General features: G+C 33.8%; 17 protein-coding genes. 10 read left to right on the top strand and 7 right to left on the bottom strand.

The window, feature by feature from the left end; all coding sequences use genetic code 11:
- Positions 1-10: 10 nt before the first annotated feature.
- A complete protein-coding gene (locus tag ACODSB_RS10640) occupies positions 11-601 on the bottom strand; it encodes a TetR/AcrR family transcriptional regulator (protein WP_488937013.1) in 591 nt (196 codons plus the stop codon).
- Positions 602-786: 185 nt separating this feature from the next.
- Here ACODSB_RS10640 and ACODSB_RS10645 point away from each other — a divergent pair, with 185 nt between their 5' ends.
- Positions 787-1,554 (top strand): methyltransferase domain-containing protein, encoded by a 768-nt coding sequence (locus ACODSB_RS10645; protein WP_488937014.1) that lies wholly within the window; start codon positions 787-789, stop codon positions 1,552-1,554.
- Positions 1,555-1,673: 119 nt separating this feature from the next.
- Here ACODSB_RS10645 and ACODSB_RS10650 read toward each other — a convergent pair whose 3' ends face one another.
- On the bottom strand, positions 1,674-2,264 hold the full coding sequence (locus ACODSB_RS10650) for a hypothetical protein (RefSeq protein ID WP_053470345.1): 591 nt from the start codon (positions 2,262-2,264) through the stop codon (positions 1,674-1,676).
- Positions 2,265-2,465: 201 nt separating this feature from the next.
- Between ACODSB_RS10650 and ACODSB_RS10655 the strand changes: the two genes are divergently transcribed.
- The gene (locus ACODSB_RS10655; RefSeq protein WP_488937015.1) at positions 2,466-2,987 is read left to right on the top strand and encodes a PPC domain-containing DNA-binding protein; all 522 of its coding nucleotides are present in this window, start codon (positions 2,466-2,468) and stop codon (positions 2,985-2,987) included.
- A 30-nt stretch (positions 2,988-3,017) separates the two neighbouring features.
- On the top strand, positions 3,018-3,386 hold the full coding sequence (locus ACODSB_RS10660) for a hypothetical protein (protein ID WP_053470347.1): 369 nt from the start codon (positions 3,018-3,020) through the stop codon (positions 3,384-3,386).
- 1 nt (position 3,387) lies between these two features.
- Here ACODSB_RS10660 and ACODSB_RS10665 read toward each other — a convergent pair whose 3' ends face one another.
- Positions 3,388-4,200 (bottom strand): helix-turn-helix domain-containing protein, encoded by an 813-nt coding sequence (locus ACODSB_RS10665; RefSeq protein ID WP_488937016.1) that lies wholly within the window; start codon positions 4,198-4,200, stop codon positions 3,388-3,390.
- Positions 4,201-4,283: 83 nt separating this feature from the next.
- A complete protein-coding gene (locus ACODSB_RS10670; RefSeq protein ID WP_488937017.1) occupies positions 4,284-5,303 on the bottom strand; it encodes an SDR family NAD(P)-dependent oxidoreductase in 1,020 nt (339 codons plus the stop codon).
- Between the two features lie 158 nt (positions 5,304-5,461).
- Here ACODSB_RS10670 and ACODSB_RS10675 point away from each other — a divergent pair, with 158 nt between their 5' ends.
- From ACODSB_RS10675 to ACODSB_RS10685, 3 genes are all read left to right on the top strand, one after another.
- Entirely contained in the window at positions 5,462-6,100 is a 639-nt protein-coding gene (locus ACODSB_RS10675) for an NAD(P)H-binding protein (RefSeq protein ID WP_488937018.1), read from the top strand.
- 131 nt (positions 6,101-6,231) lie between these two features.
- Positions 6,232-6,828 (top strand): biliverdin-producing heme oxygenase, encoded by a 597-nt coding sequence (locus ACODSB_RS10680; protein ID WP_488937019.1) that lies wholly within the window; start codon positions 6,232-6,234, stop codon positions 6,826-6,828.
- A 5-nt stretch (positions 6,829-6,833) separates the two neighbouring features.
- Positions 6,834-9,107 (top strand): ATP-binding protein, encoded by a 2,274-nt coding sequence (locus tag ACODSB_RS10685; RefSeq protein ID WP_488937020.1) that lies wholly within the window; start codon positions 6,834-6,836, stop codon positions 9,105-9,107.
- A gap of 4 nt (positions 9,108-9,111) precedes the next feature.
- On the opposite strand, the gene ACODSB_RS10690 is transcribed toward ACODSB_RS10685, so the two are convergent.
- From ACODSB_RS10690 to ACODSB_RS10700, 3 genes are all read right to left on the bottom strand, one after another.
- A complete protein-coding gene (locus ACODSB_RS10690; protein ID WP_488937021.1) occupies positions 9,112-10,020 on the bottom strand; it encodes a phytanoyl-CoA dioxygenase family protein in 909 nt (302 codons plus the stop codon).
- A gap of 3 nt (positions 10,021-10,023) precedes the next feature.
- A complete protein-coding gene (locus ACODSB_RS10695) occupies positions 10,024-10,575 on the bottom strand; it encodes a hypothetical protein (RefSeq protein ID WP_488937022.1) in 552 nt (183 codons plus the stop codon).
- A gap of 167 nt (positions 10,576-10,742) precedes the next feature.
- Positions 10,743-11,099, bottom strand: a complete 357-nt coding sequence (locus tag ACODSB_RS10700) for a hypothetical protein (RefSeq protein WP_488937023.1) — start codon at positions 11,097-11,099, stop codon at positions 10,743-10,745.
- 192 nt (positions 11,100-11,291) lie between these two features.
- On the opposite strand from ACODSB_RS10700, the gene ACODSB_RS10705 reads away from it, so the two are divergent.
- The 4 genes from ACODSB_RS10705 to ACODSB_RS10720 all read left to right on the top strand — a co-directional run bounded on the left by ACODSB_RS10705 (position 11,292) and on the right by ACODSB_RS10720 (position 13,522).
- Positions 11,292-11,861 (top strand): Crp/Fnr family transcriptional regulator, encoded by a 570-nt coding sequence (locus ACODSB_RS10705; RefSeq protein ID WP_053470356.1) that lies wholly within the window; start codon positions 11,292-11,294, stop codon positions 11,859-11,861.
- 129 nt (positions 11,862-11,990) lie between these two features.
- Entirely contained in the window at positions 11,991-12,785 is a 795-nt protein-coding gene (locus tag ACODSB_RS10710; RefSeq protein ID WP_488937024.1) for a type 1 glutamine amidotransferase domain-containing protein, read from the top strand.
- Positions 12,786-12,870: 85 nt separating this feature from the next.
- Positions 12,871-13,173 carry a putative quinol monooxygenase gene (locus tag ACODSB_RS10715; protein ID WP_488937025.1) on the top strand — a complete coding sequence of 101 codons (303 nt, stop codon included), beginning with the start codon at positions 12,871-12,873 and terminating at the stop codon, positions 13,171-13,173.
- Between the two features lie 118 nt (positions 13,174-13,291).
- Complete coding sequence (locus tag ACODSB_RS10720; RefSeq protein WP_488937026.1) at positions 13,292-13,522, top strand: hypothetical protein; 231 nt, start codon at positions 13,292-13,294, stop codon at positions 13,520-13,522.
- Positions 13,523-13,786 lie beyond the last annotated feature (264 nt).

The raw sequence follows: 13,786 nt of genomic DNA on the forward strand, positions 1-13,786 counted from the left end.
GATTATTGCTTTATTCTAAGTCGTCGATAATTTTGCAAAGCGAAAGCATTATGGCAGATAAATCAGTATCACTTCCTGTTAATTTGCTTATCATCATGCCGCCTTCAATCAATGCAATTATGGTTAAAGCTGTATTTTCAACATTAATTGATTTTGCTTTAAATTCTCCAGCATTTATACCCTGATCGATGAGGTACATTAGTTTCTCTTTCCAATACAACAGCGTTCTTTCGGCATATTTTTTAAGAACCGGATGTGTGTCATCAGATTCAATAGCAGTATTCAAAATAGGACAGCCTCCAAGAGTTACATCCAGACTTGGGTATTTGGCATAAACGCGTGGATAAACTAGCAATTTTTCTTTAAAAGTTCTTTGTTTTTCGATTTCCCGGCTTAAAACATCGTGAAGCTTTTTCACATTAAACTTAAAAGAAGCAATGGCAACTTCATCTTTATTCTCAAAATTACCGTAAATACTTCCTTTGGTAAGACCTGTTGCCGTTGTCATATCATTTATAGATGTACCGCTGTAACCCTTAGTATTAAAGATTGGAGCTGTTTTTTCAATTATAAATTGCTTAGTTTTTTCTGCTTTACTCATCTTGAAATGATTTAGTTATACAAATATATACCAATCGGTATAATTTTAAATCGATTTATGTAATTATTTTTTATGAGATTATTGTGAGTTGGTTTTAATCTGCAAAAATTGAAATTTAGTATCTTAGTGTTTCTTGCAAAATGCGAGTTTACAGTTCTCTTATTTTAAATTTAAAAAATCAAAATATGCCTTGGAATCCAGATGTTTATAACAAGTTTAAAGATATTCGATACAAACCATTTTATGATTTAATAGAATTTATACAACCGCAAAAAGGAATGAAAGCTATTGATTTAGGATGCGGTACGGGAGAACAGACTTCTATTTTGGCAGATAAATTTAAAGAGGCTCATTTTCTTGGCATAGATTCTTCTGCAGAAATGCTGGAGAAATCAAAATCCTTAGAAACTGATAATCTCCATTTTAAAAAAGCAACTACAGAAGAAACCATACATTCAGGAGAAAAATGGGATTTGATTTTTAGTAATGCCGCTTTACAATGGTCAAATGATCATGAAAGTTTGTTTCCGAATTTATTAAAATTACTGAACAAAGATGGGCAGTTTGCCGTACAAATGCCCGTTCAGCCAGAAAATAAACTCAATAAAATCCTTTCTGACCTTGTTGATGAAGAACCGTTTAAATCGTATTTAAAAGGCTATAAAAGAGATTCTCCTGTTTTAAGTCTTGATGAATATGCACAAATACTTTTTGATGGCGGTCTTAAGGATATTGAAATCCTTCAGAAAGTGTATCCCATTATTGCTGATGATCACGAAACGCTTTATAATTTTATTTCGGGTTCGGCATTAATTCCTTATATCGAAAGGCTTGAAGGCGAACAAAAAGAACTTTTTATTAAAACATATAAAGAGAGAATTGCAGTAAATTTTCCTAAACTTCCTGCTATTTATTCTTTTAAAAGGATTTTGATGTATGGAAGAAAGGAGTGAATTAGTGGTCAGTGATCAGTGATCAGTGAAAAGTGATCAGTGAAAAAGTGATCAGTGAATAGTAAAAAGTAAAAAGCCTGTAGATTTCTCTACAGGCTTTTTTGAATTAATAGTTAAATTTAGTCTTTATATAAAATAATAACAGCTTTATAACCAGTTCCAACATTCCATTGGCTGGCTTCAATCACTTTTCCGTTGTCGTCATAAACCTGAAATTCGGCTGTGTTTGGTGATGCTGAGCCTTCGTTTAAAGCTTCAAAATCAATTTTGTTCATTCCTTTTACCAGGTTTATTTTAAATCCTTTAAATTCTCCTACCAGACTAACTTCCGGTTCGATCACTTTATCATTAAGATATACTCTAATTTTATCACCGTCAACAAAAGCAGCATCACGATAACGAATGGTTGAGGTTGTTGATTTGGTTACAAAACCACCTAAATATTCATTTCTTCTGTAAAAAATACCTTCAACGTTTGCCTCTCTTTTATAAAGCGTGTTGTCCTTAAAAAGTTCCTCTGGATTTATTTTTAAAACAATCGGATCTTTTGCAAGAGTAGGTTCATCCGGCGGCGGCGTTTCCGTTGGCGGAATAACTTCTTTAGTTTCCGGAGTTTTAGATTGAATAGGCTGATATTTCCCTTTAACTTCTCCCTGAGAATAAGCTTGAAGTGAAGTAACGATTATAATTAAAAACAATATTCTTTTCATACTTAAATTTATTTTGAAATGTATAGAAGCAATTTTGACTTCTAAATATCTATTTATAACAATTGATTAAGCCATTTATTGCCCAAAAAAGTAATTAAATAGCCAGATGTAGAAGTTTTGTAATAATCGTATCGAAATAGTGTAAAGATTTGTTTACATATCTGGGTAATTTTAAAATTGTAATTATTTAATATTCAGGAGATGCATTTATCATTTAGAAAAATAGTATTTGGAGCATTTTTATGTATGGCTGTAAATGTGCAGGCGCAGCAAAAAAATGACAATGAAAAATGCCGTTATACCAAAACGACTTATGGGTATTTGATGGTTTTGCGTGAGGGAGATAATGTACTCAGCTTGATTGAAAACTTAGCGAAAGAACAGCAGATTCCTTCGGCAAACTTTACCGGAATTGGTTTTGCGCAGGAAGTTACTTTTGGATTTTACGATTTTAATCAAAAGAAATTTAATCCTAAAACATTCAATAAGGTCGAAATGGGAAGTTTAACAGGCTCAATTGCATGGAATGAAGGAAAACCATCCCTGCACATTCACGGAGTTGCCACAGATGATAAATTTGATGCTTATGGCGGACATATTCTTGCGCTGAAAGTTGGAACGGGTTCGATGGAAATTTATATAACGGTCAATAGTGAAAAACTCGAAAGAAAAATAGAGCAGCCTTTGAATGCTAATGTATTACAGCTTCCGTGTATAAAATAAATTTAAAGTTTACAAACTAAAATTATAATTATGAAATCATTTTTTAAATCAAATATAGCCTTACTCTTTATTCTGATTACAGTTTTATTTTCATGTAAAAATAATCAGGATGGTTACAGCGATGAAATTGAAACCACAACTGTAACAGACAGTACAAAAAAGCCTGTAGATAGTACAGGCACAAATGAAACCGGAACTAATAAAAGTACGGGCAAGCCAATTACAGGCGCTGCAAGTTCAACGACCAATAAAGACTTAGGAAAAGAAGGTACAGCAAAAGGCGGAACCGGAACGGGAATAGGACCAGGGGAAGATGCTCAGGATGGCGCTACTTACACCAGCTCTTCAAAAAAGCAAAATATTGATAAAGATTCGGTTAGAATAAAACCAAGAAAATAGTTTATTCTATACTGGCTAATGCTGTTGGCGAATAACCAAATTGTTTTTTGAACGCAAAAGAGAAATGGGAAAGATTTTCAAAACCAACTTCATAATATATTTCGGTTGGTTTTTTTTTGTTTTCTGCCAAATGATAATGCGCTAATTCGAGTCTTTTTTTAGTCAGCCATTTTTGAGGCGTTGTATTAAAGTACTTTTTAAAATCCCGATTAAAAGTTGATAAACTGCGGCCTGTTAAATAACCCAATTTTTCCATTGGCATATTAAACATAAAATTACGCTGCATAAAATCGATCAAATCAATTTTTCCCGGTTCGTCAAAGCTTGCTAAAACAGCATCAATTCTTTTGTCGATTGTTCTTAAAATAGTGATTGCTTCGGTTATTTTTAAAGAAGCAATATCTTCCGGAAAATCGCCTTCAATATCAAAATAAGGCATTAAGGAAGCCAGACAGCTTTCTAATAGCGGATGATTGCTGTAAGAAATGATTTTTTGTTCAGAACCTGTTTTGGCACTTAAGTCAACATTCTTATAAAACTCTTTTAAACGTTTTACCGAAAGATGCATGACAACCGTTTTGTGCGGCTGGCTATTTTTGGGATAATTGATAATAGTTGCCAGTAAATTTCTGGGAATAAGGAAAATATCTCCGGCTTTAAAGGTAAAAACGGCATCCGTTTGTATGATTTTGGTTTCTCCGGAAATAAACCAAATCAGCATATGATCATCAAAAACCAAATCAGATTTGAAGAACTTATCTTCATAACAAGAAAGTTTGATCTCAGGAGTTAAATATTTTGATATATGTTCCATTTTACACTGTTTTAACCGCCAGGTTTTTTTCTTCGATTATCAAAGATAAAAATCCTGACGGTATATTATTTTCTAAATCCTGATTAACTAACGTCAAATGACATTCCTAACAAACGTTCACTTAAATCCCAAAGTCTTTTTGCATTATCCTGATCTACAGCATAAGGCTGAACACCAAATATGGTTGAAGGATCATCAAATTTGTGTTCAACTTCTCCAAGATCTAATCTGGCAACATCAGCATCTTCACAATAAACACCGCCAATATTGTTCAATAAAGGACTTACAGCGCACCAAACCGTAGTTGCAGCGCCCTGAGGAACGTTTTTTAATAAAGCAGCAACCTCTGGTTTTAAATTTCCATCCTGATCATGCGTTCCTATTTGTTTGAATAATTCAATAGGTTCATCTCTTCCTAAATCAGTTCCCAAAACACTTCCCGGATGTAGCGAATAGGCCCTAACATTAAAGTCTTTTGCACGATTGTCCAGTTCTAAAGCAAATAAATTACACGCCGTTTTAGATTGTCCGTAACCTTGTAAAGTATGATATTCACGGTGAAGAAAATTAGGATCGTCAAAATTAAATGGCGCCATTTGATGTCCGTATGAAGATACATTTATTACTCTTGCGCCATTTGCCTTTTTAAGTGCCGGCCATAATTTTGCCGTAAGCTGAAACTGCCCTAAATAATTGGTTACCAATTGCGATTCGTAACCACGACCGTCTCTGCGTAACGGAACCCACATAATTCCCGCATTATTAATAAGAAGATGAAGCGGTCTTCCTGAAGAAAGAAATTTTGATGCAAACGAATCTATAGAATCCGGATTCATGAAATCTAAAGCTTCCAATTCTACATTAGCAATTCCGTCAAGATTTTTCTGCGCTTTTGCAATATCTCTCGCCGCAACAATTACAATTGCTCCGGCATTTACAAGTGTTTTAGTAGTTTCTAAACCAATGCCCGTGTGTCCGCCTGTTACAATGGCGATTTTTCCTGTCAGGTCAATTCCTTTAATTACATCTGCCGCAGTCGATTTTGCATTAAATCCTGATTGTAAAGGGTTTTGTAATGCTCCATGATAATTATTTGCTTTCATTTTTATAAATGTTTAATTGTTTATGAAGCAAAATTATAGAGAAGCAAAACTTTCGATTTTGTTTAAAACGCCATTTTGCTTTGTTTAAAATGTCATTTTCAATTCATTGTTTTTAAGTATCTTTAACGCTGTACAACCAGTCAATTAAACTTGAATTTATGAAAGCATTGGTAATTGGGGCTACAGGCTCAACCGGGAAATTTTTGGTAGAAGAACTGCTCAAGGATAATGATTATTCTTCTGTCGTAACTTTTGTTAGAAAACCTTCGGGCAAAGAACATCCTAAATTAACAGAACACATTGTCAATTTTGATGATATTGAATCTTTTAAAGATCAGATAAACGGAGGTGTTTTGTTTTCCTGCCTCGGAACAACTTTAAAAGCTGCAGGATCTAAAGAAAAACAATGGAAGATAGATTTTGATATTCCGGCTGCATTTGCCGTTGCGGCGAAACAAAATGAAGTAAAATCTTTTGTACTTGTTTCTTCTTATGGAGCTTCTGCCACAAGCAGTGTTTTTTATTCTAAAATGAAAGGAAAGCTGGAAGATTATATCGCCGAACTTAATTTTGAGCAGTATATTATTTTTAGACCGGGACCTTTGGTACGTGAAGATACTGACCGACTGGGCGAAAAAATTTCGGTTAAACTATTCAATTTCCTCAATTCAATTGGCATTCTTACTAAGTTTAAACCGCTTGAAACACAGCTTTTGGCACAGAAATTAGTGAAGGCCCCAAAAATACTTCCAACAGGAAAGAAAATAATAGAACTTAAAGAAATTTTTAAATTTTAATATTTGAAAGAGAAATAACGCAATTAAAAAGAAATTGTAATAGATTTTTTAAAAAATTGGCAATGTTTTTTTATAAATTTGTTTTTAGTGAGAAATAAAAAAATTCTCCTAACAGCATAACATTACCTACAATGAACACAAACCCCGCTTCTTTGCTTTCTTCAGAATTTCTGACGGATATAAAAACACAAACCGCTACTTCTCATAAAAAATTAGAAAGCCTTCCGGTGTCAGCTTCTATTTTGTCTCCAGAGATGAAAATCGAAGATTATATTCACTATTTAAGTTTAATGCATGACGTTCATAAAAACACGGAAGACACAATATATCCCTTACTTTCTGGTATTGTTGAAGATTTAGAACAAAGAAAAAAAACACATCTTATTGAAGAAGATTTTCTTTTCCTTCATCACCAAAAAACAGGATCGGCAAAGGTTTTTGATCGTACAGAAATGACAGTTCCTTTTGCGCTGGGCGTTTTGTATGTTATTGAAGGTTCAAGTTTAGGCGGAAGATTTATACTAAAAAACATTGTACTTAACCCGCAGCTTTCTAACGATCTGGGTGTATCGTATTTTAAAGGTTACGGAGACAAAACAGGCAGCTACTGGAAAAATTTTCTAAATGTACTTGCTGAATATGAACAAGATTATAATTGCGCAGACGATATCATAAAAGGAGCTATATATGCTTTTGATAGTATTTACAATCACTTTGAGAAGGCATAAAGAAAATGAAGATTAAAGATATAGTTAATCGCAATATTGTTACACTAACCAACTGTGAGCACGAACCAATTCATATTCCGGGAAGTATACAGCCACATGGTTTTTTAATTGGCCTGAATGCCGATTGGAAAATAGATTTTTGTACCGCTAATATTGCTGAATTTATTGATATACAGCATACCGAAGTATTAGGAAAGGATTTAACAGCAGTTTTTGGTTCAAAATCGCAGGAGCTGATTTTAGAATATTTAAATGAAGATAAAATTCAGAATGTATTTCCACTTGAAATTAATTTGCTCGAAAAGCAATTTCAGTTAAGCATTCACAAGAGTTTTGATATTTATGTTCTGGAGGCAGAGCCAAAATTTCCCGATAGAGAAAAACTGGCAGATGTTTATACGCAGACTATTCAGTTTGTAACCCAAATGAACAATACAAGTTCTCTTAAAGACCTGTGTGCACTTGTTGCGCAGGGAACCCGCGAAATTACCGGTTATGACCGTGTTATGATTTATCGTTTTGATGAACAGTATAATGGTGAAGTAATTGCTGAAAACTGCAGGGAAGACCTTGAACCTTTTTTAGGTTTACATTATCCGCATACCGATATTCCGCCTCAGGCGAGAGAATTGTATATAAAAAACCAGCTCAGGTTAATTGTTGATATTGATTATAAACCCGTTCCTATTTTTACGATTGATGATAACAGGGAAGATAAGAATCTGGATTTAAGCCTTTCGATACTTAGAAGCACGTCTCCAATTCATGTTCAATATTTAAAAAATATGGGCGTTGGCGCGACACTAACGATTTCACTTATTCATCAGGACAAACTTTGGGGTTTGATAGCCTGCCATCATTATTCTAAAAAGAATATTTCGCCGGAAATCAGGCTCGCAGCAAAACTTCAGGGGCAGTTTATTACCTCTCAAATCGATATACGACAATCAAATGATGAAAATGTAAATGCCAGAAAAACATCTTTGGCACTCGAATTATTATCCGGTTTAGAACTTCCGCTTACAGAGGATTCATTAGAAACGATTATCAAGTCACCACAATTATTGAATATTTGTAATGCGTCTGGAGTTTCTGTTTTGGTAAAAGATAAAATTTACAAAAACGGTTTAACGCCATCAAATGAACAGATTATAAGCCTAATTGAATCGATTAGTAAGAAAACAACAGACAAAACATTTAGCACAAATAAGTTAAGGGATCATTTTCCGGAAATGGAAGAATGCTCTGATTTTGCTGGTATTATTTATCATTCTCTCGACAGTGCCAACCATATAATCTGGTACAGGCCCGAAACAATTTCAGAAATTAACTGGGGCGGCGATCCCGAAAAAGCTATTGTAAAAGACAGCAACGGTTTGCATCCCAGAAATTCATTTAATATCTGGAAACAAATTATTAAAAACCAAAGCAACATCTGGAAGCAGTACGAAATTAATGCCGCAACCCAGTATGCACATACGCTTCACAACCATTTGATGATGATAATGCTTAGTGAAGAGGAAGAAAAATACCGTACGCAAAGTGAAATTTTGCGCGAAACCAATGCTGAACTTGAAAATATCAACTGGATTAGTACACACGATTTGCAGGAACCGCTGCGTAAAATTCAGTTAATTACTTCAAAAATGCTGACAGAATTAGATGTTATTCCTTTAGAATCCATTTCCAGTTCGTTAGTAAGAGTATCAAAATCTGCGGCAAGAATGCGGGTTTTATTAGAAGATATCCTAAAGTTTACCCGAATAAAATATACCAGAGATGCGCTGCAAGAAGTTGATCTGAATCAGATTTTGGAGATAACTTTAGCAGAAATGAAAGAAAATATCGCTGAGAAGAATGCAGTTATAGAAAGTGAAAACCTTCCCGAAGTTCACGCCATTGGGTTTTTAATGCGTCAGTTATTTTCTAATATTATTCAAAATTCATTAAAATACGCTTCGCAGGAAAGAACGCCGGTAATTAAAATCACGGCTTCAAAAGAGGCAGAATTGGTGGGGCATTCTAATAAAATTTACTGCCATTGGGTTAATTTTTCTGATAACGGAATTGGTTTTGAACAGCAATATGCCGAAACAATTTTTAAAGTCTTTACAAGACTCCATAATCAGGATGAATACGGCGGCTCTGGCGTAGGTTTGGCTTTATGCAAAAAAATTATGCAGACAGTTGGCGGCAATATTTATGCAACGGGAAAATTAGGAGTAGGGACAGATATAAAAATTTATTTTCCGTGCAATCCGGAAGATTCACTTATATAAAAAATCAAATCCATTCTCCGGATGCATCATAATCATCTGGCAGATAGGTAAGATATTGTACCATTCTTGGACTTAAACCTTTATTTGGTGATGCACAATGCGGTAAAGTATTGTTCCAGATTATAAAATCGCCTGCATTGCCAGTAATAGGTTCAGGTTTTAAAGTTTCGATGGCTTTGTTTCTTGGATTTTCATTTGGTTTAAGATCATTAAGCCAGTCATTTATTTTATTATGAAATCCCGGAACGCAATGAAAAGCGCCGTCATCAATACCGCAGTCTGTAAGATAGAGCAGTCCCTGAAATCCAAAAGTAATGGGCTGTTTTAAACTAATATCCCAATGCAGCGGACTTCCTGAAAAAGTAAACTCGTTAGTTTCAGGCGGGTTAAAACTGACTTTGTCAATGGTTTTGTAAATTTTGGTGGAATTATAAAGCTGTTCGTAAGCCTTTTTTATTCTTGGCGAAAAACGGTTTTTATTTAAAGTTTCGTGATCAGAAAAATTAAGCATTAAACCTTTTTGATCTTTATGTCTTTTGTACCAGCTTTCGCTTTTATCAGGATCCATTTCTAAATAATCCCAAATGGCGTTAACGGTATCTTCGCAGTCTTTTTGCGAAACAGCATTTTTTATAATTACATAACCATTTTTATCCCAAAACTCAAGATCTTGTTCTGAAAGCACATTGTTTACAGTAGCTGCGACAGTGTTTCCGTTTTTCTTTTGATTGTTAATCCAGGTTTTAAAAGTTTCAAAATCAGGTTTTTCAAAATATAAAAACTGAACCGTATCTTCCATGCTGATACCTAACTGGAACAAGGTTTTCATTTCCAGATCCCATAGTTTATCCGTTATAACAGCGGATGTATTTATAGTACGGTTCCATAAATTTTCAAGAATATTCCAAGGCATATTTTATTGTTTCAAATCGTCAGGAAGATAATCAAAATACAATTGAAGTGAAAAATCTCCCATTATTATATCATTTGCCACAAATAAATGACCATTAGGAATATCACCAACCGCCGCATTTGTTGAAATACTATGAATGCCTCCGCGAAATGAACCTGCTTTAACTGATTTTATATGAATGGGATTACCTTCTTTATCGACAAGTTCTTGTCCCGGCTGCAATTGCGAAGCAGGAGCATATTTACCGTTACTCAATAAAAAAAGCTGATCTGCGCTGCAGGTAATATTTTTACATGAACCTTGAAAGTCCATTAAATCCAGATAAATCATACGGGTTTGTTTGCTGCATTCGATACCATTGCTAAACGAAACTTTTGCCTGAGAAGCAGTTAGTTTAACGGTACCCGATTCTAATTTTGCCGAAAAAGCTAAAATTGAATCTCCAATTTGAAAAGATTGGATATCTTTTTCTCCGTTTGGAGTTGAAATTTTTGCAGAATAAGCGAAATCATTACTATTTAAGTGTTTTACAGATTGATTTGGGTTTGTTTTCATATTGTGCCGATATTTAGTTAAACCTGCTTATACGTAATTGTTCTCTCAAATTTAAGCAATTATTTTTTCTTTTTCTAGGTATAAATACCTGTTTTTGTGTTTGTTGCAGGTAAAAAAAAGTGCTTTATCTTTTGAATAAAGCACTTTAAAATTTTATAAGGTTCAGATTAATCAATTTTATATCCATCGTCGGCAAAAGTTTCCGGCTCGCGGTCATTTTCATCATAATCTTCTACTAAATCATCGTCAAGATCATCTTCATCAAGATCTTCTTCTTCATCAAAATCATCTTCTTCTAATTCACTTTCGTCAATATCTTGTTCTAAATCTTCATCGTCATCTCTTTCAAGTGCATTCGAAAATTCATTATCCAGATAATTCTGATCTTCGTTTAAAGAATAAGCGTGTTCAAAATTATTTTGATCTCCAATGTGTTCTTGCTGATATTGATCAACATAACTCTGATTGTCGTTTGTGATATTACTATCATCCTGATCGTAATATCTATTATTATCTGCTGTCATATAGAATGTTTTTAAAATTAAGTCAGCAGCGAAACCTTGATTTAAGTTTCACGCTATTTCAAAAGTACTCACATAGTCAGCCTATTTTATTATACGATTTTAGCAAACAATTACTTAATTATCATTGAAGGTTGTAAAGCAGTAATAACGAAAAGCAATAAATCTTTTATCTTTGATTTACAAAACTGAATTATGGAAAAACTACGAAAGCATATTGAAGAAATTATCCCGGTTACTGATGAAGAATTTGAATCGATAAAACCATTTTTTACCATACGAAAGGTTTTAAAAAATCAATATTTGATTAGTCAGGGCGACGAAGCAAAGTACGAATACATTATTGTAAGCGGAATTTTCAGGGTTTTTTATCTTGATGATGACGGGAAAGAACATATCGTACAGTTTGCAACCGAAAACTGGTGGATGTCTGATTATATTTCTTATTTCAATCAAAAACCTGCAAACATGTATGTTGTTTGTATGGAAGCGGGAGAAGTTTTGTGTTTAACGCTCGAAGGAAGAGAAAAACTTTCGATTGCATTGCACAAAATGGAACACTTTTTCAGGGTAAAACTAACCAAGGGATATATTGCGCTTCAGCAGCGAATAATCTCCTTACTTTCTAACAAACCGGAGCAGCGATATAAAGAATTTGCCAATCTTTATCCCAATTTAATGCAGAAGATTCCTAAAAAATATATTGCAGAATATCTGGGTGTAAGCCGTGAAACCCTTAGCAGGCTTTACTCCGGCAATAAATAGCATCATTAAAACCTATCAAAGTGTGATTTTCGTCACACTTTTTTTGTGACTTGCCTCCTCGCATTCAGGAGGCATGCCGATATAAATTTGTCTTGTAAATAATTCATAACCAATTAAAAAATAATACAGATGAAAAAAATTATGATTTTGACAATGGCACTTTCCTTTTTTGCAGTTAGTGCACAAACTAAAAAAGAAAACAAAGTATCGGAAGAAAAAACAAACCACAAAAACGAAACGAAAATGAAAAAGAGAATTTTAATTATTGTATCAAATGCAAATACAATTGGTCCAAACAACAGAAGAACAGGAAGTTTTCTTCCTGAAGTAGCACATCCATATGCTGAATTTGACCGAGCAGATTATCAAATTGATTTTGCAAGTTTAACCGGAGACACTCCGTATTTAGACGCACTTAATTTAGCAGGTGATCCAGACAATCTTGCTTTTTTAACTGGAAAAGGATGGGAAACCATGCAAAAAGCAGCAAAATTATCGAATGTTGATGTAAGTACTTACGATGCCGTTTTTGTTCCCGGCGGATTAGCTCCAATGGTAGATATGCCCGAAAATGCGCTTCTTAAAAAAGTAATTAAAGAAACTTACGAACGCAATGGAGTAGTAGGTGCTGTCTGTCACGGTCCTGTATCTTTACTAAACGTAAAATTAAGCGACGGATCATATTTGGTAAACGGTAAAAACATTACCTCATTTACAGATGAAGAAGAAAAAGGGTACGCCATTGCCGATGTGCCATTTTTATTAGAATCTGCGTTGACAAAACAAGGAGCAAAATTTCACGCAGCGGCCGTTTGGTCAGCCCACAGCATTGCCGACGGAAATTTGGTTACAGGTCAAAATCCTGCATCTGCAAAAGGAGTAGCAGAAAAAATGATTGCTATTTTAGAAGCTCCTAAAAAATAATATGCTGTTTATATTGACCTCTTCCAAAATTCGGCAGAGGTCAATATGATTTTAAAATCAATTATCTCATTAAAAGAAAACAAAAATGAAAAATCAAAATCCAATTCATGTTTTCGCAACATGGAAAGTTAAAGAAGGTCAAATTGAAAACGTTTTGCAGTTACTAAAAACTGTTCAGGAAAAAAGTATTCAGGAAAGCGGTAACCTGTTTTACAACATTCACCAAAGCATTACTGATTTAAATACAATCGTATTGTTTGAAGGATATACAAGTGAAGATGCTGTAACAGAACACCGAAATACAGCACATTTTCAGGATTTAGTTTTAGGGCAGATTGTACCGCTTTTAGACGAAAGGAATATCATTTTGACTTCACCAATAGAATAAGAATTATTTAAATCGTCCATATTTAATTGTGTAACAAATAGTTAAAATATTGAAACATAATAAAATACCTAATAATTAAATTTGATAAGCTTTATTATAAACTTAAAAAAAATTAATTATGAAAACGATATTAAACTCCAAACTACTGGTATGTATTGCTTTAATAGCGCTGTCAGTTTCCTGTAAAACGAGTTCTTCTTCGGGAACTGCAGTAAATACAGATTCAGATGCTATAAAAGCCGGAGACAGTACATCATTAAATACTGGAACAAAAGGCACAACACGAGCTAACGAAGGAAACGAACCAAGTGATCCACAGCCAAGTGATGCAAATGCTCCTAAAAAATAAATCACTTTTATAAAAGCAGACAAATCTTTATAAGATTAAAATTAAAACCGCTGAAAAGCGGTTTTTTTTATGCTTCTTAAGTTTTTAAAACTATTTAAAGCAAAGCTAAATCAAAAATCTACATTCAAAAATCTAAAATCAAAAATCTAATTTAGTTTTATATCGCCACTTTTACCTCTGATAGCGATATATGGTTATTAATTGCATTTAGCAATATTTGTAAAGTCTTTAGAATATAGCTTTTCGTATAAAGGCATCATTTTG

Source organism: Flavobacterium sp. FG68 (assembly GCF_057808895.1).

Coding starts and splice junctions, on each gene's coding strand:
- ACODSB_RS10640 (WP_488937013.1), bottom strand. CDS start 601: ATGAGTAAAGCAGAAAAAACTAAGCAATTTATAATTGAAAAAACAGCT.
- ACODSB_RS10645 (WP_488937014.1), top strand. CDS start 787: ATGCCTTGGAATCCAGATGTTTATAACAAGTTTAAAGATATTCGATAC.
- ACODSB_RS10650 (WP_053470345.1), bottom strand. CDS start 2,264: ATGAAAAGAATATTGTTTTTAATTATAATCGTTACTTCACTTCAAGCT.
- ACODSB_RS10655 (WP_488937015.1), top strand. CDS start 2,466: ATGCATTTATCATTTAGAAAAATAGTATTTGGAGCATTTTTATGTATG.
- ACODSB_RS10660 (WP_053470347.1), top strand. CDS start 3,018: ATGAAATCATTTTTTAAATCAAATATAGCCTTACTCTTTATTCTGATT.
- ACODSB_RS10665 (WP_488937016.1), bottom strand. CDS start 4,200: ATGGAACATATATCAAAATATTTAACTCCTGAGATCAAACTTTCTTGT.
- ACODSB_RS10670 (WP_488937017.1), bottom strand. CDS start 5,303: ATGAAAGCAAATAATTATCATGGAGCATTACAAAACCCTTTACAATCA.
- ACODSB_RS10675 (WP_488937018.1), top strand. CDS start 5,462: ATGAAAGCATTGGTAATTGGGGCTACAGGCTCAACCGGGAAATTTTTG.
- ACODSB_RS10680 (WP_488937019.1), top strand. CDS start 6,232: ATGAACACAAACCCCGCTTCTTTGCTTTCTTCAGAATTTCTGACGGAT.
- ACODSB_RS10685 (WP_488937020.1), top strand. CDS start 6,834: ATGAAGATTAAAGATATAGTTAATCGCAATATTGTTACACTAACCAAC.
- ACODSB_RS10690 (WP_488937021.1), bottom strand. CDS start 10,020: ATGCCTTGGAATATTCTTGAAAATTTATGGAACCGTACTATAAATACA.
- ACODSB_RS10695 (WP_488937022.1), bottom strand. CDS start 10,575: ATGAAAACAAACCCAAATCAATCTGTAAAACACTTAAATAGTAATGAT.
- ACODSB_RS10700 (WP_488937023.1), bottom strand. CDS start 11,099: ATGACAGCAGATAATAATAGATATTACGATCAGGATGATAGTAATATC.
- ACODSB_RS10705 (WP_053470356.1), top strand. CDS start 11,292: ATGGAAAAACTACGAAAGCATATTGAAGAAATTATCCCGGTTACTGAT.
- ACODSB_RS10710 (WP_488937024.1), top strand. CDS start 11,991: ATGAAAAAAATTATGATTTTGACAATGGCACTTTCCTTTTTTGCAGTT.
- ACODSB_RS10715 (WP_488937025.1), top strand. CDS start 12,871: ATGAAAAATCAAAATCCAATTCATGTTTTCGCAACATGGAAAGTTAAA.
- ACODSB_RS10720 (WP_488937026.1), top strand. CDS start 13,292: ATGAAAACGATATTAAACTCCAAACTACTGGTATGTATTGCTTTAATA.